The organism is Lactobacillus sp. ESL0260 (genome assembly GCF_003692935.1).
Classification (GTDB): Bacteria; Bacillota; Bacilli; order Lactobacillales; family Lactobacillaceae; genus Lactobacillus; species Lactobacillus melliventris.
This window is the reverse complement of the sequence record NZ_REHO01000013.1, coordinates 366396-393361: the sequence shown is the minus strand read 5'-3', so window position 1 is coordinate 393361 and position 26966 is coordinate 366396. Positions and strand designations below refer to the sequence as shown.

At 39.2% G+C, this 26966-nt stretch carries 22 protein-coding genes; 18 read left to right on the top strand and 4 right to left on the bottom strand.

Features of this window, described 5'->3' with window-relative positions:
• Positions 1-14: 14 nt before the first annotated feature.
• The 3 genes from phnC to phnE (F5ESL0260_RS08185) are packed head-to-tail and all read left to right on the top strand — an operon-like array spanning position 15 to position 2396.
• A complete protein-coding gene (phnC, locus tag F5ESL0260_RS08195; RefSeq protein ID WP_122026543.1) occupies positions 15-788 on the top strand; it encodes a phosphonate ABC transporter ATP-binding protein in 774 nt (257 codons plus the stop codon).
• A complete protein-coding gene (phnE, locus tag F5ESL0260_RS08190; protein WP_122026542.1) occupies positions 781-1584 on the top strand; it encodes a phosphonate ABC transporter, permease protein PhnE in 804 nt (267 codons plus the stop codon). Before phnC ends, phnE (F5ESL0260_RS08190) begins: the two co-directional genes overlap by 8 nt.
• Entirely contained in the window at positions 1584-2396 is an 813-nt protein-coding gene (phnE, locus tag F5ESL0260_RS08185; protein ID WP_110446630.1) for a phosphonate ABC transporter, permease protein PhnE, read from the top strand. Before phnE (F5ESL0260_RS08190) ends, phnE (F5ESL0260_RS08185) begins: the two co-directional genes overlap by 1 nt.
• Positions 2397-2453: 57 nt before the next feature.
• Here phnE (F5ESL0260_RS08185) and F5ESL0260_RS08180 read toward each other — a convergent pair whose 3' ends face one another.
• Positions 2454-3020, bottom strand: coding sequence for a DNA-3-methyladenine glycosylase I (locus F5ESL0260_RS08180; protein WP_122026541.1), 567 nt, complete (start codon positions 3018-3020; stop codon positions 2454-2456).
• Positions 3021-3209: 189 nt separating this feature from the next.
• On the opposite strand from F5ESL0260_RS08180, the gene F5ESL0260_RS08175 reads away from it, so the two are divergent.
• The 7 genes from F5ESL0260_RS08175 (at position 3210) to F5ESL0260_RS08145 (ending at position 13309) form a co-directional block, all read left to right on the top strand.
• Positions 3210-3695, top strand: a complete 486-nt coding sequence (locus F5ESL0260_RS08175; RefSeq protein WP_046325563.1) for a hypothetical protein — start codon at positions 3210-3212, stop codon at positions 3693-3695.
• Positions 3696-3750: 55 nt separating this feature from the next.
• Positions 3751-5148, top strand: coding sequence for a metallophosphoesterase (locus tag F5ESL0260_RS08170; RefSeq protein WP_122026540.1), 1398 nt, complete (start codon positions 3751-3753; stop codon positions 5146-5148).
• Between the two features lie 109 nt (positions 5149-5257).
• Entirely contained in the window at positions 5258-7207 is a 1950-nt protein-coding gene (gene asnB / locus F5ESL0260_RS08165; RefSeq protein ID WP_122026539.1) for an asparagine synthase (glutamine-hydrolyzing), read from the top strand.
• Positions 7208-7226: 19 nt separating this feature from the next.
• On the top strand, positions 7227-8483 hold the full coding sequence (locus F5ESL0260_RS08160; RefSeq protein ID WP_122026538.1) for a carboxylate--amine ligase: 1257 nt from the start codon (positions 7227-7229) through the stop codon (positions 8481-8483).
• A gap of 168 nt (positions 8484-8651) precedes the next feature.
• A complete protein-coding gene (locus F5ESL0260_RS08155; RefSeq protein WP_122026537.1) occupies positions 8652-9872 on the top strand; it encodes an MFS transporter in 1221 nt (406 codons plus the stop codon).
• Between the two features lie 95 nt (positions 9873-9967).
• Complete coding sequence (locus F5ESL0260_RS08150) at positions 9968-11917, top strand: M13 family metallopeptidase (RefSeq protein WP_122026536.1); 1950 nt, start codon at positions 9968-9970, stop codon at positions 11915-11917.
• Positions 11918-12061: 144 nt separating this feature from the next.
• Complete coding sequence (locus tag F5ESL0260_RS08145) at positions 12062-13309, top strand: CPBP family intramembrane glutamic endopeptidase (RefSeq protein WP_122026535.1); 1248 nt, start codon at positions 12062-12064, stop codon at positions 13307-13309.
• 526 nt (positions 13310-13835) lie between these two features.
• Here F5ESL0260_RS08145 and F5ESL0260_RS08140 read toward each other — a convergent pair.
• The 3 genes from F5ESL0260_RS08140 to F5ESL0260_RS08130 all read right to left on the bottom strand — a co-directional run bounded on the left by F5ESL0260_RS08140 (position 13836) and on the right by F5ESL0260_RS08130 (position 17567).
• Complete coding sequence (locus F5ESL0260_RS08140) at positions 13836-15866, bottom strand: KUP/HAK/KT family potassium transporter (protein ID WP_122026534.1); 2031 nt, start codon at positions 15864-15866, stop codon at positions 13836-13838.
• A 121-nt stretch (positions 15867-15987) separates the two neighbouring features.
• Entirely contained in the window at positions 15988-16446 is a 459-nt protein-coding gene (locus F5ESL0260_RS08135) for a hypothetical protein (RefSeq protein ID WP_122026533.1), read from the bottom strand.
• A 257-nt stretch (positions 16447-16703) separates the two neighbouring features.
• Positions 16704-17567, bottom strand: coding sequence for a hypothetical protein (locus tag F5ESL0260_RS08130; RefSeq protein ID WP_122026532.1), 864 nt, complete (start codon positions 17565-17567; stop codon positions 16704-16706).
• A 216-nt stretch (positions 17568-17783) separates the two neighbouring features.
• Here F5ESL0260_RS08130 and F5ESL0260_RS08125 point away from each other — a divergent pair, with 216 nt between their 5' ends.
• From F5ESL0260_RS08125 to F5ESL0260_RS08090, 8 genes are all read left to right on the top strand, one after another.
• The gene (locus F5ESL0260_RS08125) at positions 17784-18002 is read left to right on the top strand and encodes a hypothetical protein (RefSeq protein WP_046325553.1); all 219 of its coding nucleotides are present in this window, start codon (positions 17784-17786) and stop codon (positions 18000-18002) included.
• Positions 18003-18042: 40 nt separating this feature from the next.
• On the top strand, positions 18043-18291 hold the full coding sequence (locus F5ESL0260_RS08120; protein WP_046325552.1) for a DUF2922 domain-containing protein: 249 nt from the start codon (positions 18043-18045) through the stop codon (positions 18289-18291).
• A 532-nt stretch (positions 18292-18823) separates the two neighbouring features.
• Positions 18824-20710 (top strand): SLAP domain-containing protein, encoded by a 1887-nt coding sequence (locus F5ESL0260_RS09590; protein WP_122026531.1) that lies wholly within the window; start codon positions 18824-18826, stop codon positions 20708-20710.
• Positions 20711-20843: 133 nt separating this feature from the next.
• Positions 20844-21686 (top strand): hypothetical protein, encoded by an 843-nt coding sequence (locus F5ESL0260_RS08110; RefSeq protein ID WP_122026530.1) that lies wholly within the window; start codon positions 20844-20846, stop codon positions 21684-21686.
• Positions 21687-21921: 235 nt separating this feature from the next.
• On the top strand, positions 21922-22413 hold the full coding sequence (locus F5ESL0260_RS08105; RefSeq protein WP_122026529.1) for a sigma-70 family RNA polymerase sigma factor: 492 nt from the start codon (positions 21922-21924) through the stop codon (positions 22411-22413).
• A gap of 121 nt (positions 22414-22534) precedes the next feature.
• On the top strand, positions 22535-23752 hold the full coding sequence (locus F5ESL0260_RS08100) for a glucosaminidase domain-containing protein (RefSeq protein ID WP_122026528.1): 1218 nt from the start codon (positions 22535-22537) through the stop codon (positions 23750-23752).
• A 46-nt stretch (positions 23753-23798) separates the two neighbouring features.
• Positions 23799-24959, top strand: a complete 1161-nt coding sequence (locus tag F5ESL0260_RS08095; protein WP_122026527.1) for an SLAP domain-containing protein — start codon at positions 23799-23801, stop codon at positions 24957-24959.
• 130 nt (positions 24960-25089) lie between these two features.
• Positions 25090-26919, top strand: a complete 1830-nt coding sequence (locus F5ESL0260_RS08090; protein ID WP_122026526.1) for a cation:proton antiporter family protein — start codon at positions 25090-25092, stop codon at positions 26917-26919.
• Positions 26920-26966: the final 47 nt, after the last annotated feature.

Genomic DNA, 26966 nt, shown 5'->3' with positions numbered 1-26966 from the left:
AAAGGAAGTTTATAATGGCAGATTCTGCAGTTAAGCCAATAATCGAATTAAAAAACGTGAAGAAAGTTTATGGCAAAGATGTTGTTGGTTTAAAAGACGTCAATTTAACTATTAATAAAGGTGAATTTGTCGTTATTGTTGGTCTATCCGGCGCCGGCAAATCAACACTTTTGCGGTCGATTAACCGTTTAATTGATATTACTGAAGGTGATATTTTAATTAACGGTGAATCTATTACCAAGGCCAAGGGTAAAAAGTTAAGAACGCTGCGCCGGCATATTGGAATGATTTTCCAAAGCTTTAATCTGGTTAAACGGTCAAGTGTTCTGCGTAACGTTTTAACAGGCAGAGTGGGTTATTATCCTACTTGGAAATCTACTCTCAACCTTTTTACTAAAGAAGATAAGCAGCGCGCGTATGATGCACTCCAGCAAGTGGATTTGGCAGACAAGGTTTATTCACGAGCTGATGAATTATCTGGTGGTCAGCAACAAAGAGTGGCGATTGCCCGGGTCTTGACTCAAAACCCGGATATTATTTTGGCGGATGAGCCGACAGCTTCACTTGACCCGCAGACTTCACGCCGCGTGATGAAAGACTTGCAGATGCTGAATGAAAAGCATGGTATGACGGTAGTCATTAACCTGCACAGCGTCCAGTTAGCACAAGAATTCGGTAAACGGGTCATTGGTGTTCGTGCTGGTGAAATTATTTATGACGGCAAGATGTCAGATACTCCGGCATCCACGTTTGATCAGATCTATTCCGGTGGTGATCAAGATGAGTAGCACAGAGCAAGAAAAGCTGATGACTTTACCTAAGAAAAAGCTTAAAATTTTGAATTGGCTTTGGGTGCTGCTTTTTGTCGCCGGATTATTCATTTCTACTAATGAAACCAAAACAGATTTGGGTGCTCTATTTGCCAACTTTGGGGATTTTGCTGAAATTTTCTTGCAAATGTTGCACCCTGACTGGTCATACCTGGCAACAGTGGTACCGCTTTTGCTTGAAACTATTAAGATGGCGATCTTGGGTACGGCGATAGGTTCTGTAATTGCTTTTATTTATTCTTTGCTTATTGCCCGCAATATTGTCAAAAATAAGGCAGTCACGGGAATTTTGCGCATAATTATGAACATTATCAGAACTATACCGGACTTGCTTCTTGGTGCTATCTTTGTTGCTATTGTTGGTATCGGACCGGTAGCCGGTGTCTTGGCACTAGCTATTTGTACTTTCGGAATTGTGGTCAAGCTCTTTTATGAAGCTATTGAAACTATTGATCCGGGTCCGATTGAAGCACTAACTGCAGTTGGGGCTAATAAAATACAAATTATTGTCTTTGCGGTTTTGCCACAAGTTATTACCTATTTTATTTCTTATTGTTTATACGCATTCGAAATTAACGTGCGGGCCTCAACCGTTTTGGGTTATATCGGTGCCGGTGGTATTGGGCTATATCTGCAACAAACACTACAAATCTTCGATTACCCGAAGACAGGTACCATTATAATTGTAATTATCATTGTGGTAGTGCTGATTGACTACGTTTCATCTAAGTCACGGGAGGCGTTGATGCAATAATGGATACAAGTATGAAAAAGTTACCTCCTAGGCCTATAGATGTTAAAAAGCGTGCCTTTCACTGGTTGATGGCTATTATCACAGTAGTGCTGATTATTTGGTCGTGTACTGGTATTGACTTTGGCGGCATTAAAGAAACAGCCGGTCAAATTGCAGGTGCGATCTTTTCCGGTATTTTCCATCCTGACTGGTCGTACGTATATAATGGTACTGGTGAAGATCTGCTTTCGCAGCTTTGGGAAACTGTCTGCATTGCCTTTTTGGGCACATTTATTTCCGCTATTATTTCACTGCCCTTTGCTTTTTGGGCAGCGCATACCAAGCATAAGCACTGGTATGTCTCACGCTCTGGTAAAATTGTGCTCGCAATCATCAGATCATTCCCAGAAATTGTTTTGGCTCTGATGTTTATTAAAGCTGTAGGTCCAGGATCGGCAGCCGGTGTTTTGGCCTTGGGTTTTCACTCAGTAGGAATGCTTGCCAAGCTCTTTTCTGAAGCAATTGAAAATTTAGACGATGGCCCTAACGAAGCAGTTACCGCAGTTGGTGGTTCAAAAACAAATATTATTATGTTTTCCACTTTGCCTAATCTGATGCCTGCTCTTATTTCAAACACGTTATACCGGTTTGACGTTTCGATTCGGTCCGCTTCTATCTTAGGTTTAGTTGGAGCCGGTGGTATCGGTTATCCGCTAATTATTGCGCTGCAATATCGCCAGTGGAACCGCGTTGGTATCATTTTATTAGGTATCATTATTATGGTTGTTGTAATTGACTGGATTTCAGGCTGGATTCGGAAGAAATTAGTGTAAAACGCAAATATAACAAATGATGAATCAAGTTGGTAACTAGCAACTTGGTTCATTTTTTTAGCCGTGATATTTAAACGGGCAATTTTCAAGGTGATCGTTAATTAATCCTACGCTTTGTAAGAAAGAATAAAGAATTACTGGCCCCACAAAAGTAAAGCCGTCTTTTTTCATCTGCTTTGCTAGTTCTTGTGCAATCTTGTTTGTCGTTGGTACCTCAATACTTGTTTGGGGGTGATGAATAATAGGAGTAGGAATAAACTTTTGCAAATAATGCGCGAAACTGCCGTATTTGGCATCAATAATTAACAGGGCGCGAGCGTTGGTAACTGCCGCTGCAATTTTTCTTTGGTTGCGGATAATTGCCTTGTTCTGCAGTAAGCGGGTTTGATCCAGCGCACTCATTTGGGCAACTTCTTCTGGAATAAAGTTGTGAAAAGCCTGCCTAAAGTTTAAACGTTTATGCAAAACAGTGGACCAGCTGAGTCCGGATTGAAACAGTTCTAGTACCAGCATTTCAAATAAATAGCGTTCATCTAGGTTTAACTTGCCCCATTCGTGATCGTGGTATTCTCTAACTAAGGCATCATCATGGTCACTCCAGGGGCAGCGAGTGATATCATTCATTTTTATTTCTCCTTAAATATATCTTAGCGTTCATTAATAAATACGCCAAAAGTTTGCTATCCTTTTTAAAATAATTTGACTAGTAACTTTTAATTATTTTCTTTTTCCTAAAATATTAGAAACTTTGCCCTCAAAAAGTGCAATAGTAGTTTTTTTGGTATAATATATATTGAACTTTAGGAGGAAACCATGGAGAAGTTAGAAATAGTAACTTTGGCCGATGACTTGGCCGCAAATCAAGAGAGTATTTTAAATAAAGAAACGGATTTTGACGCCGAGGCAGTTTATCGTGTAATTGATAATTTGCACGTATTGCATAAGCCAATAAAAGAATACTTCGGCATGACTCAGGAAGAGTATTATGACACTGAAAGTGATCATAAACTGACTTTGATTAAATTATCAGAGCAGTTAACCGATTTACATGATCGGATTTTAACTAACCACGTTGACGGTTTTGTTGACAAGAATGAAATCAACTTGACTTATAATCATGAAAATCCTTATGAAGATGGATTTTACAATGATATAGTAGACTTTCACGTTGTTAGTTACAGCTTAAAAGTAATTGGAGCCGTTGAAGAGGTAGCGCCAAAAACATTACAAGGAGTTTTGTCTAAGGATGCACTTCTGTCAATTGGTTTAGCGGCACACGCTTTAGAAAAAAGTTTATAATTTTAGAGCTGAAACATGTGTGTTCAGCTCTTTTTCTTTCTGCTTGAGGCAAAAAATGGGTGTTTTTAAGTATGCTAAAGGATTAGCTGATAAAATAAACGGGGCTAAGCTGCATTCCTTATTTAAGAAAAAAGATGCACAGCTTGATCCCATGCAAGACTATTTGACAGTAGGAGAGTATCACGTTGACGGTGAACAAAGAACTCCCAATGATCAACCTTATACCTTGACTGTCTATCAAGATGAAGAAAAGGTGTTGCACCAGGCATTGAGCTTGGAAAGCACAGATAAGTTAGAGCCTGAATATGTGCGCAGGTATAGTCCTGAACTGCAGCGTTATCGCGCTTTTGTCAGCCGTAAAACCGGTAGGCGTTACGTGGTAGAAGAATATCTCGACCGCTTTATTGAAAGAGTAAAAGGTCACATTCGTACAGGGCAAAATTCTGTGAATGTGAGTGTCATTACGGACACTCATTATAAGGACCGTAACAGTATGGACTTTTATGGCTGGAATGGTTTGACACATGTTAATGAATTTTCTTATCTTGATGATTCCGGTCTTCTTAGTTTAAAAGTTCATTTAGGTGACTGGATCGATGGCTCTGATACCGGCTTTTTGGGCGAAAGTGAGTTAACTAAACTGCGTGATTCTTTTAAATCAGATAAGGTGCCTTATATTTTAATTAAAGGAAATCACGATGAAAATGATAAATTCGATGAACATCATGATTTAAGGGCTTCTTTTCCTGAAAATGAATTTGAAGGAATTATGTGGCCGGCTATGTATCAGCAAGATGGCATTCATTATATTTCCCGCCAGCACGGTGTTTGTTACTATGACGTGGATGACTTGCGCTTTATTTCTGTTAATACTTCAGATTTGCCCTATTATCTGGATGCACAAGGCAGAAAAAAATATGATGCTAAACTCACTTTGGCTGTGAGGGAAGATCAAATAGAAGAAATTATTGAAATTCTGGAGCAGTCATCAAATAAGCAAATTATCTTGATGAGTCATGCCAATCCCATTAATCGTAAGGGTTCAAACGCATTAAAGTACAACGGTCGTTCACTGCATGAACTGCTGGTAGCTTTTAATCAAGGTGAAAAAGGAGAGATGCATTCCAGCTTTGGTCTGCCTCCTGAATTTCGTTTGGCAAATGAGTTTGATTTTACTAATGTAAAAAATGCCCGCATTATTGCCTACTTCTGCGGCCACAGACATAGAGAAGATCAATACCGGATTAACGGGATCCAGTATATCTTGTTTAACTGTTCTGCACTGATGGGTCCTAATCACGCCTTGACCACCAAATACAATAAAAATTGGAAAAGGCAAATTGACCACCAAACCGAATTTGCCGGTTATATCGTAAACATTGATTTACAAAGACACTATATTCAGACCTTCGGTTATGGTGCTGCCAGCAAACGCAGAATCTTTTATATTTAGTAAAGTCGCGACGGGCAGTTTGGAAATTGCCCGGTTCTTAGCATATAATGGAAAAGTTAAAATGAAGACAAAAATATACAAAGTAAGACAAATTAAGGGAAGTTAAGCAATGTGCGGAATTGTTGCATTCTATAATCCAGAAATAAATGATAAACAAGCTGCTATCGGTAAAATGATGGCGGCAATGAAGCATCGTGGTCCTGATTCAGATGGTTTTTATACCAATGACAAAATTGCTTTAGGGTTTCGGAGACTGTCAATCATTGATTTACGTGGCGGCAGTCAGCCAATCTACAATGAAGATAAAACGAAGGCGATTATCTTTAACGGTGAAATTTATAACTTCCAGCCCTTAAGAGAAGAATTGCTTGCGGCAGGTCACACATTTACCACTAAGTCCGATACGGAAGTGCTTTTGCATGGTTTTGAAGAATGGGGCATGGCTGGCCTGCTCAAAAGAATCAGGGGCATGTTTGCCTTCATTATTTGGGATGATAAGACTCAGACAATGTATGGTGCCCGCGACTTTTTCGGTATTAAACCGCTGTATTACAGCAATGAAAATGGTCATTTGATCATGGGCTCGGAAATTAAAAGCTTTCTGGCACTGCCCGGCTTTAAACGGCGTTTAAATATTGAGGCGGTTAAACCGTATTTGATGAATCAGTATAATGACTTGCATGAGACTTTCTTTAAGGGTATTTACAGGTTTCCTGCCGGTCACTGGTTCGAATACAAAGATGGCTCAATGAAAACCCACCAATACTGGGACGCGGAATACAAAGCCAATACTTTAAGTTTCGAAGAAACTGTTAATAAAATTAACGAGGACTTGCACGAATCAGTTAAACTGCACCATATTGCGGATGTTCCCGTCGGTGCTTTCTTATCCGAAGGGGTCGATTCCAGCTATATCACCAGTATCTTAAATCCGGATGATGTTTTTTCAATTTCGTTTGATGATGCTACTTATGATGAAGCGTCAAAGGCCAAGGCGCTAGCGGACATCAAGGGCTGGAACTTCTTTTCCGACAAGGTTAAAGCTGATGAAGCGATGCATGACTTCCCCGAGATGCAGTATCATATGGATGAACCGGATGCCAATCCGTCAATTATCCCGTTGTGGTATCTTTGTAAAATGGCGCGAAAGCACGTCACTGTCGCGTTGTCTGGTGAAGGTGCAGATGAATTGTTTGCCGGTTATGTCAATTACGGGATGCACACGCATAACAGTATTATTAAGGCCTTTACTTCACAGTGCAAGAAATTGCCTAAGAACACTAAGGTTAAGTTGGCGCGCAGAATTAAGAAAATGCCGAATTTCCCGGGCAAAGTGCATCTGTATACCAACTTAGCTGAGCCAAGTGAATTTTACGTTGGTCAATCGGTTATCTATGACATGGATTACCCGACCATCTTCTCTTCTGAAGATGCTAACAGCATCTTAAAGCCGTCATACCGTAATAAGCTAACTGTCAACGGTATTTACCAAAGTGACTTTAAGAAGGTTAAAAATCTCGATAACGTCCGGCAAATGCAGTACATTGATCTGCATCACTTCATGCTTAATGATATTGAACAAAAGGCAGACAAGATTTCTATGGCTCATTCGCTGGAATTGCGGGTACCATATCTTGATAAAAAGGTGGCTGAAAGGGCAAATTCAATTCCCACTGATTATCTAGTTAATAAGCATGATACTAAATATGCTTTACGCAAGGCCTCAGAAAAAGTTTTACCAGCTGAATGGGCTAAACGGCCAAAACTAGGTTTCCCTACCCCAATCAAAGAATGGCTGCAAGAACCTCGTTTTTATAAACAGGTACGAGAACTGTTCAGTGAAGACTTTGTCCAGGATATCTTCGAGCAGGATAAAATTTTAGACTTACTTGATGAAAACTATAAAGGCGATGGCTCTCATCGCAGACAGATTTGGACAATTTATACGTTCTTAGTTTGGTATAAACTATTCTTTGTTGATTATGAAGGTACGGTTGCCAAATACCAGCGTGTTCAACCGGAAGTAGCCGATTTGATTAAACAAGGCAAATTGGTTTAATGAGGAGCAGAATTTATTAATGAAACGAAACTTTACACCAATTTTACTTGGTAGTGACATTAATGTTTACGGCATGGCCCGCTCGTTTAACGAGGCTTATGGTATTAGCGTGAAAGCACTGGCTGACAGCCAGCTGGCAGCAACGCGTTATTCTAAAATTGTCAGTGTGGAACTGTACCAGGGTTTTAGTGAAGATCCCACTTTTATTGAAGTAATGCGCAAGCAAATGAAACTCTACCAAGACCATGAAGAACCGGTGATCTTGATTTCATGCGGAGATGGTTATTCGGAACTGCTTGCCAAACATAAAGAAGAACTAGAGCAGGTATTTGTTGTTCCTTACGTGGATTATGATCTCTTACAAAAATTAATTTCAAAAGAAAACTTTTATCAAATTGCGGAAAAGTATGGCCTGCCGTACCCTAAGACTAAAATTGTGACTATGGCAGATTACAAGGCAGAAAATTATTTGGAGCTGCCTTTTGGCTATCCACTGGAGCTTAAGCCGGAAGACCCAGTATCTTGGCTTGATGTGCAATTTGAAGGTCGCAAAAAGGCTTTTACCATTCATAATGAAACTGAATTGCGCGATATTGTCTCAAAAATCTATGAAAATGGCTACAAAGAAGATTTAATTCTGCAGGATTTCATTCCCGGTGATGATTCCAACATGCGGGTGTTAAATGCCTATGTTGATAAGGATCATCATGTTAAGATGATGTGTATGGGTCATCCTTTACTGGAAGATCCCACGCCCCAGTCAATCGGCAATTATATGGCGATTTTACCTGATTATGATGAAAAGCTGTACGAGCAGGTTGAAGCATTTTTGGAAAAAATCAATTACACGGGGATGGCCAACTTTGACATTAAATATGACGCCCGTGATGGTAAATATAAGTTCTTTGAAATTAATTTGCGTCAGGGCCGCTCAAGTTTCTATGTGACCCTTAATGGTTATAATTTAGCCAAATGGTACGTAGACGATTATGTTTACGATTCACTGCAGGACAAGGAACCAATCTACGGCAACAAATTAAAGTCAAAGCATGAATTGTGGCTGGGTATCCCGGTGAGCGTGTTCAAGGAATATGCCGTGGACAATGAAGCTAAACAGATGGCCGAAGAACTGATTCATGAAGGGCGCTATGGTACAACTGTCTTTTATGATCAGGATCGCAATTTTAAGCGGTGGCTGCTTTTGAAATACATGTTTCATAATTATAAAGGACGCTACCAAAAGTATTACCAGGAAAATAAGGGCCAGTTCTTTTAGGCCTGTTTCCATTGCATAATAATAAAGATGATTGCAGCAAGGCATGTAATCATCTTTTTAGATATAAACTATCTTTTTACCAAGTTAGTTATTAGTTTTGGGGTGTTCTTTTTTAATACTTCTTGCTAAACTGGTAAATGGAATTTAAAAAAAGAAAGGACTGAATAAATGAAACTTAAACACGGATCTAATGAAGAAACAGAAATTAAGCTGCGTTGGCTGTTACTGGGAGAACTGGCCACGTGGATTGGGTCAAGTTTTGTTTGGCCCCTAACTTCGGTTTATTTAAACAAACAATTACACATCAGCCTTTCTGTAATAGGGGTTGTTTTATTTTGCAATTGTGCCAGCAATGTCATGGGCTCATTTTTAGCCGGGCGCTTATACGACCGCTTGAACCCCTACCCGTTAATTGTCACTGGTTTAGGACTTGATGCGCTGGTTCTGTTTATGATGGCATTCTTTCATGGCTGGCCGGAATATTGGATTTGGTTGATTATGACGGGATGTATCAGTGGCTGGAACGGCACGCTGATTAATTCAATTGCGACGAGTCTGCGTAAATATTCAGGACGCTACGTTTTTAATTTAATTTATTTTGCGCAAAACGTTGGTACTGTCACTGGTACTCTGCTTGTCGGTTATCTCTATGACTTCTCAATTGAATTTTTATTTATTCTGGCAGCATCTTTATTTGCTATTGCTTGTGTCAACGCGGCTATCCATTATCGCCCGATCAGCACTTTTCACCAAAACCGTAAAAAGAATGGTGTTAAAAAGGACGCACAATCCAAGGCAATTCCTATGCCAAAATATAACGTGATGTTGATGGTCGGATTTTTGGTTTCTTTAGCTGTGACCTGGTTAATGTATATGAACTGGGAGTCCAACCTGTCAGTTTACATGGTGTCTTTGGGAATACCTTTCCACATGTACAGTTTGCTATGGACCTTTAATGGTGCCATCATAGTTACTGTCCAGGTAATTTTGGCCCGTTTTCCTCATATTTTTAAAAACCTGTTTCAGCAAATTATTTTTGGCACGATCATGTTTGCAATCTCTTTTGCCACATTGATTTTTGCCAAAGACTTTGCCCACTTTGCACTGTCAATGTTTGTTCTGACGCTAGGTGAAGCGACAGCTTTTCCTGCCGTTCCTGCTTACATTAACTATTTATCCCCCGCAACCAGTAAGGGTAAATACCAGGGGGAAATTAATGTTGCCCGTGGTATTGGTCAGGCCTTTGGCCCCTTATTTGGCGGTATGGTAATTGATCGTGCGGGTTATATTCCGTTTTTTATAATTGCTGCCTGTGGTATTTTTCTGATGGTGTTAATGTTATTGCCCCTTCACGCAAAGCTGCGTAAACATATCACACTTTATAAATGATTTTGTAAAGGCTTTTTAATATTAACGGTTTAATTAAAATGATAAGATTAATTTAGTCTATTTTTAATTTAGATATAAAAGGGAGGACTTTCTGAATGAATAAAAATTTTGCTGTTCGCGGCGGTAGTGGCGATATTATTGAACCTAATGTTGCTGCTCGTCCACAGGACAACCTATACTTGGCTATTAATTCTGAGTGGATTAAAAATACTAAAATTCCTGAAGACCGTTCACGGATGGCTTCATTTGACGGCATCGATGTAGATGTTGAAAAGCATTTAATGCAGGATTTTGCCGATTTTGCGTCTGGTAAAAAAGAAGTGCCGAACGTTCCTAACTTAGGTGAAGCAGTTAAGCTCTATAAATTAGCATGCGATTTTGACAAGCGTAATAGAGAAGGTGCTGAACCAATTAAGGACGATTTAGCTATTCTTGCCGGCATTAAGGACTTTTCTGACTACAATCTAAATGCGCCTGACTTAGCAACTTTTACCATGCTCCCATTTAGCCTTAGCGTTGAACCTGACATGAAGAATACTAAAGTTAATGCTTTGTATTTTGCCGGTCCTGGCACTTTCTTGCCTGACACTACAACTTATCAAACGCCTGATGCACCAAAGCTATTAGATACTTTGCAAAAGCAGTCAGTTAAGCTGTTAACCATGGCTGGTATTGCTCAAGCTCAAGCAGAAAAATATGCAGCAGATGCTATTAAGTTTGATGCTAAGCTAGCTAAGATCGTTAAGTCTACAGAGGAGTGGGCAGATTATCCTGCTACTTACAATCCAATGAAGATTGAGGACTTTGAAGCTAAGTTTGATCAATTCAAGATTGCTTACTACTTGAAAGAAGCAATTGGCGAAGAACCAGAACGAATTATTGTTGAAGAACCACGCTACTTGGATCACATTAACGAAATTATCAATGAAGAAAACTTTGCTGAAATCAAAGGCTGGATGATTGTTACCTTTATTAATGCGGCTGCTGACACCTTGTCACAAGACTTCAGAGAAGCAGCGTTCCCATTTAGCCAGGCTTTATATGGCCAGCCTAAGTTGTCTAGTGGTGAAAAGCAAGCTTACCACATTGCCAACAGCGCCTTTAGTGAAGTAGTTGGTGTTTATTATGGTCAGACTTATTTTGGCGAAGATGCTAAAAAAGACGTTGAGGATATGATTCATCGTATGCTTGACGTTTATAAGGAGCGCCTGCAAAATAATGACTGGCTTTCTGCACAAACTAAAAAGCGTGCGATTGTTAAGCTTGATGCTTTGGTCTTAAAAATTGGTTATCCGGATAAAATTGAGGAGATTTATAATCGCTTAAAGGTTATCCCTGCAAGTCAAGGTGGCAGCCTTTATGCAAATGAACGTGCATTTACTATTGCAGAGCAAAAATACAACATTGAGCAATTGCACAAGGAAGTTGACCGGACAGTCTGGGCAATGCCAGGTAATTTAGTTAACGCCTGCTATGATCCGCAAAGAAATGATCTGACTTTCCCTGCAGCCATTTTGCAAAAGCCATTCTATGACTTGAAGCAAGACAGAGCAGCCAACTTTGGTGGTATTGGTTCCGTAATTGCTCATGAAGTTTCTCATGCGTTTGACAACAACGGTGCACAATTTGATGAATTGGGCAATATGACTAATTGGTGGACTGATGAGGATTATGCCGAATTCAAGAAGCGGACACAAGCTGAAATTGATTTGTTTGATGGCATCGAATATGGTCCGGTTAAACTTAATGGTAAGCAAATAGTTTCAGAAAATATTGCTGACCAAGGTGGTTTGACTGCTGCTGTTGAAGCCGCCAAGAATGAAAATGATGACTTAAAGAAGTTATTTGAAAACTTTGCGCGCATTTGGGCTAATAAGCAACTGACTGAATCAATTAAGAGTCAAACCGCTGTTGACGTTCATGCACCTGGTCCATTACGTGCCAACGTTCAAAGCCAATGTCAAGATGACTTTTACAAAGCCTTTGATGTTAAGCCTGAAGATGGCATGTGGCTCGATCCAGACAAACGGGTACATATTTGGTAATTATTAGTAGTAAATCAAAAACCATTGTTCTAATCATTTAGAACAATGGCTTTTTTTGTAAAGGTAAATAATAATTTTACTTATTTTAAAAAAGGATTAAAGATATATTGAAACATATTTTATATTTACTATAATGTAGTTACCATGAAGAATTTCAATCAAAACGCTGTATCAGCACGTACATCAGAAACAAATCGGATAATAAAAATTTTTCATTTAGCACAAACTGTGGGACAAATATTGATCTTACTAATTTGCGCTACTCTGGGTTTTGTTAATAGAAATCTTTTTAATCAAAGCCAAAGACTTGCTATTTCACTCTCTCTTATTTTTGTTTGTTTACAATTTTCTTTATTACAGACTGAAAGTGAACAGCCGAAAAGATGGCAATTGATTAACCATTACATTGAAACTATAGCAATTTGTTACACTTTGCCAATTAGTTTGTCTTTGCTAACAAAATTACTGAATTACTATCATTTGATCAATGGCACTTTCTGGATGCTTTTGGTTACTTTTTATTCCCTTATCATGTATATTCCAATGGCTAAATTAGCCTTAAGTCGGGTGAACAATAATTGGGGCAGGATTTTGCTATTGATGTTTGTTGTCTATGACGTCCGGGTTGTAAGCAAGATTGCCGGAACTTTACGGTACAACAAGGTATTGCACCAGATAAATAATTCGGGTTTGTCTGGAATTCCTGTTTTAATCATCATTACTGTTTTGGTAATGACCAGTTGGAAAATACAAAAACCACACTTTCTATATAGTCGGAATGACTCAATTCTGTTTTCCAGCTTAATAACTTTGCTTTTAGCGGGAGTTTTACTTTTAATTGCTTTATCTCCTTTAGCCAAAGTTGATAACATTGCCGATACTTTGAGTTACTATTTTGATCAAATTAATCTTGGTATTATCGGGTCAGCTATACGAACAGGGATTGCTGAAGAATGGCTAATGCGTTTTTTAGTTATTGCTCTTCTTGCGCAAATTTTTCAAAGCAGTAAGTATCGTATATACTTAATTGTGTTATTTGATGGTCTACTTTTTGGGTTTTGGCATATCACCAACATTGCCTATCAAACGCCATTAACTACTTTGCGCCAAATGTTTGAGGTAAGTGGCGCGGGGTTGGTACTTGCTGCTATTTACCTTTACACACATTCGCTACTGTTAAATATGACCTATCATGGCTTATATGATTTTATTCTATTTCTTCAAGCTGGTATCGGCGAATATGGCAATCCAGTTAAGTCTGCAGTGCAACCTACTATGATGGATTGGCAGGGAACCATTTTGAGAGTGACTATTTATGCAGCTATAGCTTTAGTTATTATTTGGACCAAACGGAGACAAGAAGTAATCGCAAAAAACTTGGCGCAAATGTAATATTTTAAATTGCAGTTTAGGAAGTCATCAAGATTTTACGCAAGATGGAGAAATTAGAAAGAATCTGTTTGACAGTGAAATTCTAAGGAAATTTTTTCCGAAGCAACAGGATTAATTACCATTGATTTTGATTCCATAATTGACAAAGTAATTAAAAAACGCATAAGCTAGACTTTAACTTCAAGCTTGTGCGTTTTTGGTTTGAATAGTTTTCATATAACTAGTTCAGACATATGATTAATAAAAGAGATTTGGTTTATGGGGTTAATTAGTTTTAAAAACTAAAGAGCCACAAAATCTACCAACTTTTCATTAATTAAAATTTGATAAGCATAATATTCAGGTCCAATGTGTTGTACCAATGGAGTCACTCACTTCAAGCTTATCGATATATTTATTCATAATTCGCTCTGTTTGACTAGACTTTTACTACTTGGTCATGATTTCTTCATATCACTTATTATAAACGCTTTTTGCTTAAAATAAAGCCGTCCCGACTCTAACAAGTCGTGGACGGTTATTTATATTATTCAGTATCTTTTTTCTTTAAGTTGGAATAGTCACGTGGTGCAACCCGCTTAATGTGCAAGTTGTGTCTTGGCTTGCCTAAAATCAAAGGCACTTGTTCGACCACCGTGTCAGTGTATTCCAAACCAAACCAGGAGGCAGGATTGGAAGACAGGTTTTGCAGCCATACCCGCGCTTTTAACATTACTTTTTCAAAACCCTTTAGTCTGGTCAAAGGACTGACAACTTCATTAACAATTACAAATGAGAAGTCGCCGACTTTACGACCAGGGGTAGTGGTGTATTCCTGCGGTTGAGCCTCAATGGTGCCGTCTTTGATCAAGTCGTGGACAATTTGGCGCAGGTAAACGTTGACACTGGTTTGTTTCTTGAAACCGAGATACAGCTGCACGTTAATGACATTTTTAGTGCCAAAAGTATTAACGGCGTATCTGGCTGTAAACGGTTCGTTGGTAATGTTAACAGTGACAAACCAGTAGGCCTGAGCGCGTTTAGGCCGTTTATCCAAGATGGAGTACATGATTTCCCGTTTAATAAACTTATTGTATTTAACTTTAGCCATGTAGACCAAGTTAGTCGCATAAGTAGGGTAATCATCATCATGACTTAGGTCCGTTAACATATCGGTGTATTCATCTAAACGTACGTAGGAATGAGCACCTTCGTGCTTGTCGCGGACTTTATTGCCGAAGTACCAAATGAACATGATAACGCCAATGAAACCGGCAATTAGGACGGTGACATAACCGCCATGCATGAATTTGGTTAGACTGGAGATTAAGAACATGCCTTCGATAAAGCCAAAGGCAAGTAAAAAGCACAGGCGCAATATTAGCGGATGGTGTTTTGAACCCAAATACTCAAACAAAAGCAGGGTAGTCATTAACATTGTGACCGTGATTGACAGACCGTAGGCTGCTTCCATGTGTTCTGAAGTCCTGAAGAAAATGACGATTGCAATAGTAGCAACGCAAATCATTTTGTTAACGGAAGGAATATAAATTTGTCCATGCTTAGTAGTAGGATAATTAATATTCATTCGTGGTAAGAATTTCAGACCACTTGCTTCGGATACCAGTGTAAATGAACCGGTGATTAAAGCCTGGGAGGCGATAATGGCGGCAACTGTAGCTAAAATAATAGCGAATAGGCGCAAATCAGTCGGTACAGCCTCAAAGAAAGGATTGAGCTCACCGCCATTAGTTTGGTAGTGCGGGTTCTGCAGTATCCATACCCCTTGTCCCAAGTAATTAAGTGACAGACAAAGAAAGACATATGGCCATGATCCGCGAATGTTACCTTTGCCAACATGACCAACATCAGAATACAGCGCCTCGGCCCCAGTGGTAGCCAGGAAGATTGAACCCAAAATGAAAATGCCGGCTTTATTAGATGGACTGAAAAGGACTTTAATTGCCCAAACCGGATTCAGTGCTTCCAGAATTGACCAGTCGTTAGCCATATTATAGATACCGATCAAACCTAAAAAGGTAAACCAGACAAACATAATCGGGCCAAAGGCTTTACCAATACTGCTGGTGCCCAGCATTTGAATTGAAAACAGTACCAGCAGAATGGCGATCGTAATAATGATGACGGCATTCTGATTAGGAACGGGAACGTGGGAACCAAAGTGCATGTTCTTTAGTCCCTCGATTGAAGTTGTGACGGTCACGGCCGGCGTCAATGTTCCATCGGCTAATAACGCTGCCCCGCCAATCAATGCTGGCATCACCAGCCACTTGGCTCTTTTGCGTACTAAAGCGTATAAAGCAAAAATACCACCTTCACCACGGTTAGTGGCCTTAAGCGCAATCATAACGTACTTAACGGTAGTTAGCAGCGTGACTGTCCAGAAAATCAGCGAGATTGAACCCAAGATTAGTTCCCGATCAACGTTGGCAATACCACCATTACCCGTAACGATTGACTTCATTACATAGAGCGGACTAGTGCCGATATCACCGTAAACGATACCGATGGTAATTAACAAACCGGCAGCTGAGATCCGCTTCTTCTTTTTATCCATAGTAAATATGTACTCCCATAGACAAGATTGAACTATTCATTTTTAAGTAAAAAAGAATGTCAATGTGGCATTCTCATTCAAGTATCTATTTTGTTCTTTTTTTTGCTTTAGTACAAGTAAATTATGATAAAGAAGCTGAAATTTTATTGCGACGGTCTTCGTACCAGTTATCCCAATCCTTGTATGATGTCATTTTTTCTGCTTCAACACCATCTTTAGCCGCAATTTCATCAATTATATTTTGGAAATTTTTGGCATGATATTGTAATACATGCTTAACTAATTCTTTGCGGGTAAAGTGAATGTTGTTAAGAAGATAGTGATTAATATCCACCATGTTGGAATTAGTATCGTATAAGTTCATGATTTCTAAGTCGCGCTGATTAAATTGTGCGATGTAGAAATCAGCGAAGACTATAAGGTAGTCTGGCTGCTGCGCGAATTCTTTTTGCGGCATGGTAGCCCACTCAGCCTCAGGCATGACAACCTTAAGTTCCTTTTCTTTTCTAGCTTTTTCCTTATCCTTTTCTTGTTGTTTTTCGTTATCTTTTTCTTTGGTATTATTTTCTTTATCAGTCAAAGCAGACACTCCTTTAATAAAAATAGGAAACGTGAAAGTCAATAGTCATTTTACAGAGTTTAGACTATAAAAGCAACTATTGGAGCAATTTACCCTTTACATAATAGTAGTTTTTCTCAATTTTAATAAAATTATAGCATTTTTGCCCACGCACAAAAAATTGCTGCTAGTTAAAACTTTGACAGCAAAAATCGTCTTAAATTGCAGCTTAGCAGTTTAAGGCGATTTTACTTAATTCAGAGATCTAAAAAGAATGATTATGGTCTGAGATAATCTTGAATGTCTTTTTTGGTAATCTTGCCTGGCTTGGTTCTGCCGGATTTTCTGTAAAGATCAATTAAATCTTGCGGACTCCAGGAAGTTGCGTCATAACCGAACTTAGCTACACGTTTACGCAATTGCGCAATCTGCTTCTTAGTAACGGTCTTGCCGTTTACCTTATGGTTGCCCATTGCTCCTTCACCGGTCTTACCAGCATTGCCCGTGTCTGGTCCTTTACCGGAAATAGCTTTGTAGCTTTGAGCTGCGTTACCGTTTGTGCCGTCTTTAGCAGCCTTTTGGTTATTCTTCAGTCCCTTTTCTGCTTCTTTCTTATATTGGCTGTAGTATTGCCCGTCGATATATGGCAGGTCTAGAACTTTTTGATACTCATCAGCGGCTTTAAGGTATTGCTTATTCAGTTCGGCTTGGGATGCAGCAAGAAAGATAGGCCGAATTTCGTGCTCGTAATTATCCTGCACATCTTTAATGGTGGTTTTGAGACTTTTACCTTGTTTTACTAAAACGGAGTAGCCATTTTTGCTTTGAATTACGTCTGCAGTTTTGCTTAAGGCATCATCATATTTACCCTTTTTGGTAGCCTTAATTGCAGAAGTCATATTGTCCGATTGGTTTTTATAAGCTTTAGCCTGGTCAGTCTTCTTAATTCTGAAAGCTCTGGCAAATGCGGAGCTTGCTTCTGAGTAGTCTTTGTCAGCAACTGCATTTTTACCGGTAGTCATTGCACTGTTATAGGAAGCATTAACTTTATCACTGTTAGATTTTTGGGTGGCATAAAAAACGCCACCACCAATAGCGATAATTACTACTGCCACAATTGTACCAATTGTCGTTTTTTTCATAATAGGAAATTATCCTCCTTACTCATACTTAGTTTAATTATAGATGGTTTAAGTAGATTTGACTACTTAATGGTGTTTTTTCACTTGTTTTAGCTAAAAAATCACGCCTAAAAAAGTTACATTTTGCAGTGCCAATTCGTTAGTAATAGTGTAAGACATCTGGCGCGCGGGTTGATTACAGCATTAAGATAAATTAAAAAAGGGAAGAAAGATACTATGAATTTTGCATTATTAGATCAAGCAGTCCAATACACATTTTTAAACTCCAAGTATGGCAAACAAGGTGCTAAAACACGCAATTTGAAGAATGTTAAACGGGGCGTTGCAGCTGACAGTTTAGCTAAAGTCGGAAACGCACTGGCTCACTTGCAAGGCGATGAACTGGGAGCGGCAACCTTAATTCAAAAGCAGGGCATTTCATTAGCAAGAGATTAAAACTAGGTAGTCAATAATTAGCAGGATAGGAGTATATAATATGGAAACTAAAACCAAGACTTTACAACTAGTATTTTTAAATGGTGCAGGTAAAAAGGTTAACTTGTCCTTGGCTAACGCTGCGGCCAACTTAACTGGCGCGGAAGTTAAAACGGCAATGACTACAATAGCAAATGCTGATGCATTTGAACAAGAAGGGGTGAGTCTATATCAAACTCCTCAATCTGCTGCATACGTTGAACGAACTGTTACTAGTTTGTTTGATAATACTGCGGATCAGTCTCTGTAATTTGCAGATACTGAAACTGATTAGCAAACTGATTGCTAAAGTCAGACGGATTTTAAAACGAGAGTAGATATTAATAAAGGAAAGGGTTGCACTCAGATTGTTAAGTGCAGCCTTTTTTACTTTATAAAAAGTTTTTTTGTTATTATTTTGTAAAATTTACGAGGAAATAAAAAAGTATTTTTGACTAAAATTGACTAGAAAACCCGCAAAGCATTGCTGCACAACGTTTTTATAGAAATAGGGACTTTACATATCTATTTTACAGCTGTAAGCGTTTGTTACAAAAGTGTGTAAAATAATTGGATGCCTTGCAATTTAAGCAAAAGGTTAGTACAATATGAAATGTGGTAAGTAATAGCTATGCTTCAGGTTCGATAGCCTGTACGCATGCGCGTTCTTCAGCTTGAAGGCTACCTCATAAGAGTTATAAACTTATGATTTCAGCTCGAAGGGTGTTGTAACAATGTAGGCTCATAACGACTGAACCTATAGTCTATTACTATTTTGTATATACACAAGGAGGAAAGACCACATGAAGAAAAATTTAAGAATTGTTAGTGCTGCTGCTGCTGCTTTATTAGCTGTTGCTCCAGTTGCTGCAAGTGCTGTTTCAACTGTTTCAGCTGATACTCCAACTACTACTACAGCAAATAATGGTAAGCTTACTGCAGGGGTTAACACCACTAATTTACAAACAGGGGCTAATAATACGCTTAATTTAAGCGTTTCTGCAAATGTTGCGCCACAAGTAGTAGATGGTAACGATGTTACTAATGGTAATTTGACAGTTAATATAAACTTGAATCAGATGCCTGATGGATATTCACTTGATCCTGCTAAGAACGTGTCTGATGTTAAAGTTTATGATATTACTGATGTAGATTCAACAACATCACTAGTTGGTCAAGATGGTCAATTTGTTAAGCCAGAAAGAGCTACAGAAGCTACTAACTTTAAAAAGGGTCATAAGTATGTTGCTGTAGTTACAATGGATATTGCTGGCTTGGTTGGTGGCCGTGACTATTATGTAAATGGTAGTACAAAAGCAGTTCCTGCTTCAGATAGTAAGAGTGTTCACCTAACCTTGGGAAGTAAACCATTCTCAATTAATGATGCTACCAAGCAAGGCTATCCTTATGTAAAAGCTAAGGAAATAAAAGATAAAGATGGTAAGATAATTCAAGCTGGTGGATATCAGGTTTCAAGAGGTTCAGTAATTTTTTCTGACACAGTTGAAGGTATTGTAAAGAGTATTAAAGATGCATATGAGCCTGCTTCTACTGTAGTTGGTGCTGATAACAATGGTGCTACAGCTGATTGGATAGACGTTGAGCAAGACGTAAGAGATGGTCTTCATGCGGCTGGTATAGTTGTTAGAGCTGACAACAGCATTGCAAGACCAACAAGTACGTTCCCTATTACTTTGCGTTTAGCTACTTCTAATCATCATACTGCAACATTTGTTGTAGATGTTAATCCAGATCCATCATATGGTGATGCAACTTATCCACAAATTGATTATAATGAAGGTACTGGCAGCCAGAATAACAAGACTAATTTACATGGTATAGTAGAAATCACTTCAATTGGTGATACAGCATTTAATTACATTCCACTAAATGGTTATGTTGATGTTAACGCTATTAGAAGAGCGTTCACTGCTAAAGTTAGTGCTACTGACTCAACAACATTGCCAGTAAGTATTGATACAAGCAAAGTAAATACTAAAGTTCTTGGTAGATATCCTGTAACAGTTAGTGCTACTAACGCAGCTGGTAGAACTACTAAGGTTACATTCTACGTAACTGTTGGTCAAAAGGGTGCTACTTATGTAACTGTTCAAGCTGATACTGATACTGTTCCAGTATACAAGATTGATGGTAATGTAGTAACAACTACAACAACAACTGTTAAGAATGGTGACCAAATCGCTACATTTGGAACAGTAACTGTAAATGGTAAGTCATACACCAGAGTTAACGGCCTTGATTCCAACTTCTTCGTAGAAACTAAGTATGTTGACGGTTCAGTTAAACCTGTTCCTGCAACACCTAAGACAATTATGCACAACTCTTACATTTACGACAAGAACCACAAGCGTGTTGGTACTAACAAGCTTGCAGCTTACAGCACTGTAAATGTTTACGGTACTCCAACTAAGCTTGCAGATGGCAGCCTTGCTTACAAGATTGGTGACAACCAATACGTAATGGCGGACAACATTGACGGTACTTCTCGTGTATTGTCACACAACGCTTATGTTTACAAGACCTCTAAGAAGCGTGCTGACAGACGTGTATTGAAGAAGGGTGCAACTGTTGTTACCTATGGTTCACCTTACACATTCAAGAATGGTAAGGCTTACTACCGTATCGGTGGACCTAAGAAGCAATACGTTAAAGTTGCTAACTTTAAGTAATTAATTCTTAGTTAATTATACGAAAACGGAAATGTGTTACATTTCCGTTTTTTTGTTGCCTTTTTAAGCTATGCAAGCGATAACAATACTGGTATAATAGCTTTTATCAATTTTAAAATTAGGAGAAGCTTAAATGATAAAAGAAAATGATACCATTTGTAACTTACCCCCAAGTAAAGACTATCCCATTTGGTCAGAAAGGTTATTGCGCCAGCGCATAGCAGAAGATAAGAAAATTTTAGACTATCTGGTGTTTGATGAAGAATACTGTGTTAGTGCCAGTACCATTGCCTTGTATCAGTTTCAAAATCAGCCGCTGTGGGGCAAGTTCAAAAGCGCCATTTTTGACAGTAAGTGCGGCATAGTCTTAAGTGGTCGTAGTACCAAGTCTCATCTGACTTCATTTGCGCAAAAGTGCCTGTTTGCCGGTCTTGAGTTTCAGCGTGAATTTGCCCGTCAAATTGGTTTAGCAGGACACAACGTCATAGCTACTGGCAAACTGGCTTACTTTTCCACTCGCAGCTACAACACCAGTAATCTTGACTGGGTTGCGCTCCATCAAATGGCCGACTATCAACCAATGCAGAATCACATGTTTGTCTTTGAAACTGTCAGTATTAGCAACAATAAATACCTTTTTGCTTACCGCAACTGCAGCCGGCATTTAACAGATAAGATATGTAACAGCTTATTCTTTAACCATGCCCTGTATGTGCTTAACAGTACCCATTTAGAGCAGAATTTAGGCTGGCGGGTTAGGAAATTTCATGGCAAATCTCTGATTGATCAACCGGCTAATTTTCATCCGCATCAATCTCTGGCCAATTTAAGTCTCAAAAGTATTATGACGGAAGTTCTGGATAAAAAGCACCTACGTTACGGCAACTACTTGGCAGATTTTTATGAATTGCCCCAAATGACCGAGGCACATAAGAAGGCCTACTATTCCAGCAAGAGACCCGACAGCTTATATTAGCTTGCTACACGAATTAAGTAATTGATTCGTGTATTTTTTTAACTCTTTTTTCACCCAGAAATTGTGCGTTATTAGGCTATCTGCAACTAGGATTAGGGTAAATTTTACTTTTATTAAAAAAGTCAGTGATAGTATAATCAACGCCTCATTTTATGTTTTTGCTATTTTAATAAACCTTGTTAATCTATAGGAGCACAAGCGCTTGTGACAAAATGACATAAAGGAAACGTCACAAATGAAGATTAACCAACAGGAATTTTTAACAGCATGGGATAACCAAAAATTAGTTAGAGGCGCATTAAAGGCCGCCCACGTCAGAGTGGACTATACTAATTATGAAGACCTTTTTCAAGAAGGTATTTTAATATACGCGGAAATGTTAACCAAGTTAGCAGATAAGAAGCGTTCTGAAGTAGATCGGCTGAGTTTTCGTAAGATTATCTGGCACACTATTGATCTGTTGCGCAAAAAGCAGCGTCAATCAGAAGAAGAAATTGCCTTTGATTCGCTCACAGAAGCTACATTAATGACTAACTGGAATAATCAGCTGGTTCTTAAGGGTGAGCTTGTTCGTATGAACGAGATAGAAAGACTGGTATTTATTAATCACTTAATTGGTGGTCAAACTATCAGTGCCTTGGCTCAAGAAGCCCATGTGAGCCGAGTTCAGCTGCAGAGAAGCAAGCATAATTTGTTAATTCACTTACGTGAAATTTTAGAAAAATAATTACTATTTGTAATATAAAAACGATCTATATTACTTTTTGACTACAATTCAAGTGCAGCTATTGTTTATAGTCAAATTGCCCGATACAATAAAGGTGTCGGTTAAGGAGGAAATATTATTTATGAAGAAAAGACTAATCACTGGTTTTGCGACAGCTGTCCTCGCCTCAGCGGTTGTCATGCCGGTTACCAACAACTTAATTGCCAATTCTCCAGTACGTGCTGAGAAAGTATCTGCAGCTACTGCGGCTGAAACTGCATTTTTAAATACTATGTCTAAACAGGCACAGAAGGTATCAAAGAAATATGGCTTATACCCTTCTGTGATGATTGCCCAGGCAATCGTAGAATCTAATTGGGGCAAGTCGGGTTTGGCAGTCAATGCCAATAATTTATTTGGCATGAAGGCTAATGACGACTGGCCTGGAGCAACTTACTCGTCTAAGACTCGCGAAGAAGATAAGAACGGCAAGAGCTATTACGTAACTGCTAAGTTTAGAAAATATGACTCTTGTCAGGATTCATTTGATGATAATGGTAAGAAATTGCGCTTAGGAGTAACTTGGCAGCCTGATCGTTATCAAGGAGCTTGGTTGGAAAACGCTGCTTCTTATACAGATGCCACTCAGGCGCTAACTGGTACTTATGCGACTGACAGTAAGTACAATACGACCTTGAACGCCAGAATTACTAACTACAATTTGACGCAATATGACCCTACGGTTTCAAACACCAGCAAGTCTTATGTTGTCAAGAAAGCGGGCGCTACTTACGCTTGGCCCACTGATCACTCGGTTTCAGTTAAGACTAATTCCGTTGCTAAGGGCGATGCTGTGACCGTTACGAAGACCATTACTTATTATAACGGCAAAAAACGCATGTATATCTCCGGCAAGGGCTGGGTTAATGATACGCTCTTAGACTTGGGCAGCGCACTTCCTCCTGCTTCGCAAGCCCCTAAGGGTGAAAAAAAGGTCAACAAGACCTTAATGCACAACTCTTATGTCTATAACTCTGAGGGTAAACGTGTTAAGAAGCTTAAGGCGATCAAGGTACCTAACACTGGCAAAGTGATTGCGACTTACGGCACTAAAACTATTAACGGTAAAAAATATTACCGTATTGGTGAAAACCAGTATATTGCCAGCGGCAATATTGATGGCACAGTGAGACCTTTAAAAAAGAATGCTTATGTTTATAACGATTATGGCAACCGTGATAATCAGCTGGTAATGAAGAAGGGGCAGTCAGTCGCAACCTTTGGCAGCGCAATTAATATTTATGGTCATAAGTATTATAGAATTGGTATTCACCAGTATATTAAGAAAGGCAATTTTTAGACCAGGGTCAAACGGTAAAAAGCAGAAATAAGGAATGAAAATTTAGATGAAGATAAAGAAACTAATAACTACTATTGCTATCGGAGTAGGTTTAGTTGCACCTATTTTTAATGTTAATCACGCACGGGTAGTTGAAGCTGCTTCAATTAATTCAATCGCAAAACAGAACAGTTATGTCGGCGAAACATTTTTGTATCAAATGTTGCAGACGCAGAATATCAAGTATAACAAATTTTATGCTAAAGGCAATAAAATCAAGTATCGAAAAGGAACACCTGAAGGTATTGTCATCCATGAGACTGCTACCCCTGGAGCTTCCGCCTATAACGAAGCCATTTACTTCAACCGTGAATGGATGAATATGTACTCCTACGTTCATGCCTTTGTCGACAGTAAGCAAGTTATTCAAATGATGACGCCCAACTACGGCGTCTGGGGTGCGGGCGCAATAGCCAACAACCGCTTTATTCAAATTGAGCTTTGTCGGGAAAACACGCGCAACAAATTTGCTAAAAGTGTCAATAATGATGCTATTTATGCCGCAAAACTATTGCACCGCTATAACATCACGCCGGTGAATGCTTCAAATACTGGCAAGGGAACTATTTGGTCACATCACGCTGTATCGCGCTTTTTAGGTGGTACCAATCATACCGATCCGGATGGCTATTTCCAAAAATGGGGCTATTCGATGAATGACTTTTTCTCCCTGCTCAAATATTATTATGACATGCAGGCGGCTGAAACCTCTAATACCACAGTGCCCGATAATAGCGTTGGCACAAATGATCCGGTGGTTTCTGATTCTAACACTGAGCCTAACACTGACCCCGTTTCTCAAGCACCAACTGGCAACAAGACTTTAATGCATGATGCCTATACTTATGATGCCCAGGGTAATCGCACCACTGCTGCACTGAAAACTGCAGGTACTGTGGTAACTGTAGCGCAAGAGCAAGTTATCAACGGTAAAAAGTACCTGCAAATTGGTGAAAGCGAATACGTTGTTGCCAGCAACATTGTTGGTACTAAGCGAATTTTAACTCATAATGCTTATATTTATGACACTACCGGAATTCGCAGTGATAATGCAAAACTTTTACGTGGTACTTCTGTTCGTACTTATGGCGGCCGCATCAATATTGGTGGCAAAATGTATTATCCAATTGATACCAACCGCTTTGTCAAAGCAGCTAATTTTAAGTAACAAGTAAAGAAACAGGTTATGATATGGCCCCCAAATTTGGGGGTCATTTTGTTATTTCTCACCCGTATTATTTTCTTCATTTGGCAATTTTTTGTATAATCGACTAAGAATAAATGAGGGGGCATTCCTTGTGGCACAGTTGTCTTTATTCTTAGTCGTTTTATTTGCGCTGGTAGTGCCTATATTAATGGCGCGTTTAAGGGTTAATGCAGTTCCGACCGCAGTTGCAGAAATTATTATTGGTATTGTGTTAGGTGCAAGTGGCTTCAATCTCGTCCGGCCGACCCATGACCTGTCTTTTCTGTCAAATTTAGGCGTGATCTTGTTGCTATTTTTGTCAGGGATGGAAATTAACTTTGACTTGTTAAAGCCGGGGCAAAAGTCCAAGAGGAAAAAGGGTCAGATTGCCCCTTTTAAAGTGGCACTCAACGCCTTTTTAGGTGTGACAATTTTGTCTATTTGCTTAGCATTATTGTTAAAAGTGTTGGGTTTATTTGGGGACGTCATGCTGGCAACCATCATTTTTATGACTGTTGCTTTGGGCGTGGTGATTGCTACCTTGAAGGAAAAGGATATTTTAAACAGACCCATCGGACAGACAATTTTACTAACTGCAGTTTTAGGGGAAGTAATTCCCTTAATGCTCTTAACGGTTTATGCAGCCATTAATGGCGGTAACACTAAGCAGTTGTGGCTGATTATCCTGCTCTTTGGCGTTGCTATTCTATTATTGTGGCGCTTTAAGCAGCCCTACTTGTGGTTTGTAAAAGTGACAAAATCAACCACTCAGTTAGATGTCCGTTTAGCTTTCTTTCTAATATTTGCTTTGGTTACGGTAGCAGAGAGAGTAGGAGTAGAAAACATCCTGGGGGCGTTTTTAGCCGGCATTGTCATGAAGTTGCTGGAACCCAGTCAGGAAACAGCGGACAAGTTAACCTCAATCGGCTATGGTTTCTTTATTCCTATTTTCTTTATCATGACGGGAGTAAAACTTAATTTAAGGTCACTTTTGGCCCACCCAAAATCACTGATCTTATTACCAATATTAATCTTGTTTCTGTTCTTGGCTAAAGTACCTGTTGCTTTGGTTTACGCGCAAAAATTCGGCAGCAGAAATGGTATTGCCGGGGGCTTTTTAACTGCAACTACGATTACTATAGTGCTTCCGACTTTAGCAGTGGCACGTAAATTAAACGTTATTACACGGCTGCAATCAGATGTTTTTATCTTGGCTGCTGTGATCGTCTGCATTCTGTGTCCGATTTTATTTAATGCCATTTTTAAATTAAAAGCAGAAGATCGCATTAAAGAAAAAGTTGTGATTTTGGGTACGAATGCCTTGACTGTTCCCGTAATGCTTGACCTGCATGATAACTGGTATTCGGTTAAGATGTTTACTACCAGTAACGAACACTATCATATTTATCAAAGCCGCGTGCCACAGCTAAAATTATTATCCCAATTGGATAGTGAAAATCTGGCACAATCCGGTGCCTTTACTGGTGATATTTTCGTTGCGGCTATGAGATCTGACGATACTAATTTGCTCCTAGGGCAGCTGGCACAAGAGCAGGGTGACTTCAAGCGCATTATTATTTGTCAAAAGCGTGCTGATATTGCCAGGGTCAAGGAATTGCGCAAGAGCGGTATGGAAGTCTTTGACTTAAGTAATATTACTTCAGCACTCTTACGAGCACTAATTGAATCACCCGCTCTCTATAGTGTCTTGAGTGATACTAAAAATGCTGTTTACTCTGTTGTTGTCCGTAATACGCAGTATTCTGGTCGGCAACTGATGGACTGGGATGTGGCTCATGATATCACTGTCAGCCGTATTCGCCGGGGGCAAGAGTGGTTGGTGCCGCACGGTCACACTGTCATTGAATTAGGTGATGAACTGATTTTCACCGCAAAATATCAGGCGGCCGATCGTATGCGCCAGGTTATCGGCAAAAAATAATTGCTAATTATATTGACTAACAAAGGACTGATTTTGACAATCAGTCT

Bases quoted from the DNA above. Each gene is read 5' to 3' on its own strand.
- phnC (WP_122026543.1), top strand. From the start codon at position 15: ATGGCAGATTCTGCAGTTAAGCCAATAATCGAATTAAAAAACGTGAAG.
- phnE (WP_122026542.1), top strand. From the start codon at position 781: ATGAGTAGCACAGAGCAAGAAAAGCTGATGACTTTACCTAAGAAAAAG.
- phnE (WP_110446630.1), top strand. From the start codon at position 1,584: ATGGATACAAGTATGAAAAAGTTACCTCCTAGGCCTATAGATGTTAAA.
- F5ESL0260_RS08180 (WP_122026541.1), bottom strand. From the start codon at position 3,020: ATGAATGATATCACTCGCTGCCCCTGGAGTGACCATGATGATGCCTTA.
- F5ESL0260_RS08175 (WP_046325563.1), top strand. From the start codon at position 3,210: ATGGAGAAGTTAGAAATAGTAACTTTGGCCGATGACTTGGCCGCAAAT.
- F5ESL0260_RS08170 (WP_122026540.1), top strand. From the start codon at position 3,751: ATGGGTGTTTTTAAGTATGCTAAAGGATTAGCTGATAAAATAAACGGG.
- asnB (WP_122026539.1), top strand. From the start codon at position 5,258: ATGTGCGGAATTGTTGCATTCTATAATCCAGAAATAAATGATAAACAA.
- F5ESL0260_RS08160 (WP_122026538.1), top strand. From the start codon at position 7,227: ATGAAACGAAACTTTACACCAATTTTACTTGGTAGTGACATTAATGTT.
- F5ESL0260_RS08155 (WP_122026537.1), top strand. From the start codon at position 8,652: ATGAAACTTAAACACGGATCTAATGAAGAAACAGAAATTAAGCTGCGT.
- F5ESL0260_RS08150 (WP_122026536.1), top strand. From the start codon at position 9,968: ATGAATAAAAATTTTGCTGTTCGCGGCGGTAGTGGCGATATTATTGAA.
- F5ESL0260_RS08145 (WP_122026535.1), top strand. From the start codon at position 12,062: ATGAAGAATTTCAATCAAAACGCTGTATCAGCACGTACATCAGAAACA.
- F5ESL0260_RS08140 (WP_122026534.1), bottom strand. From the start codon at position 15,866: ATGGATAAAAAGAAGAAGCGGATCTCAGCTGCCGGTTTGTTAATTACC.
- F5ESL0260_RS08130 (WP_122026532.1), bottom strand. From the start codon at position 17,567: ATGAAAAAAACGACAATTGGTACAATTGTGGCAGTAGTAATTATCGCT.
- F5ESL0260_RS08125 (WP_046325553.1), top strand. From the start codon at position 17,784: ATGAATTTTGCATTATTAGATCAAGCAGTCCAATACACATTTTTAAAC.
- F5ESL0260_RS08120 (WP_046325552.1), top strand. From the start codon at position 18,043: ATGGAAACTAAAACCAAGACTTTACAACTAGTATTTTTAAATGGTGCA.
- F5ESL0260_RS09590 (WP_122026531.1), top strand. From the start codon at position 18,824: ATGAAGAAAAATTTAAGAATTGTTAGTGCTGCTGCTGCTGCTTTATTA.
- F5ESL0260_RS08110 (WP_122026530.1), top strand. From the start codon at position 20,844: ATGATAAAAGAAAATGATACCATTTGTAACTTACCCCCAAGTAAAGAC.
- F5ESL0260_RS08105 (WP_122026529.1), top strand. From the start codon at position 21,922: ATGAAGATTAACCAACAGGAATTTTTAACAGCATGGGATAACCAAAAA.
- F5ESL0260_RS08100 (WP_122026528.1), top strand. From the start codon at position 22,535: ATGAAGAAAAGACTAATCACTGGTTTTGCGACAGCTGTCCTCGCCTCA.
- F5ESL0260_RS08095 (WP_122026527.1), top strand. From the start codon at position 23,799: ATGAAGATAAAGAAACTAATAACTACTATTGCTATCGGAGTAGGTTTA.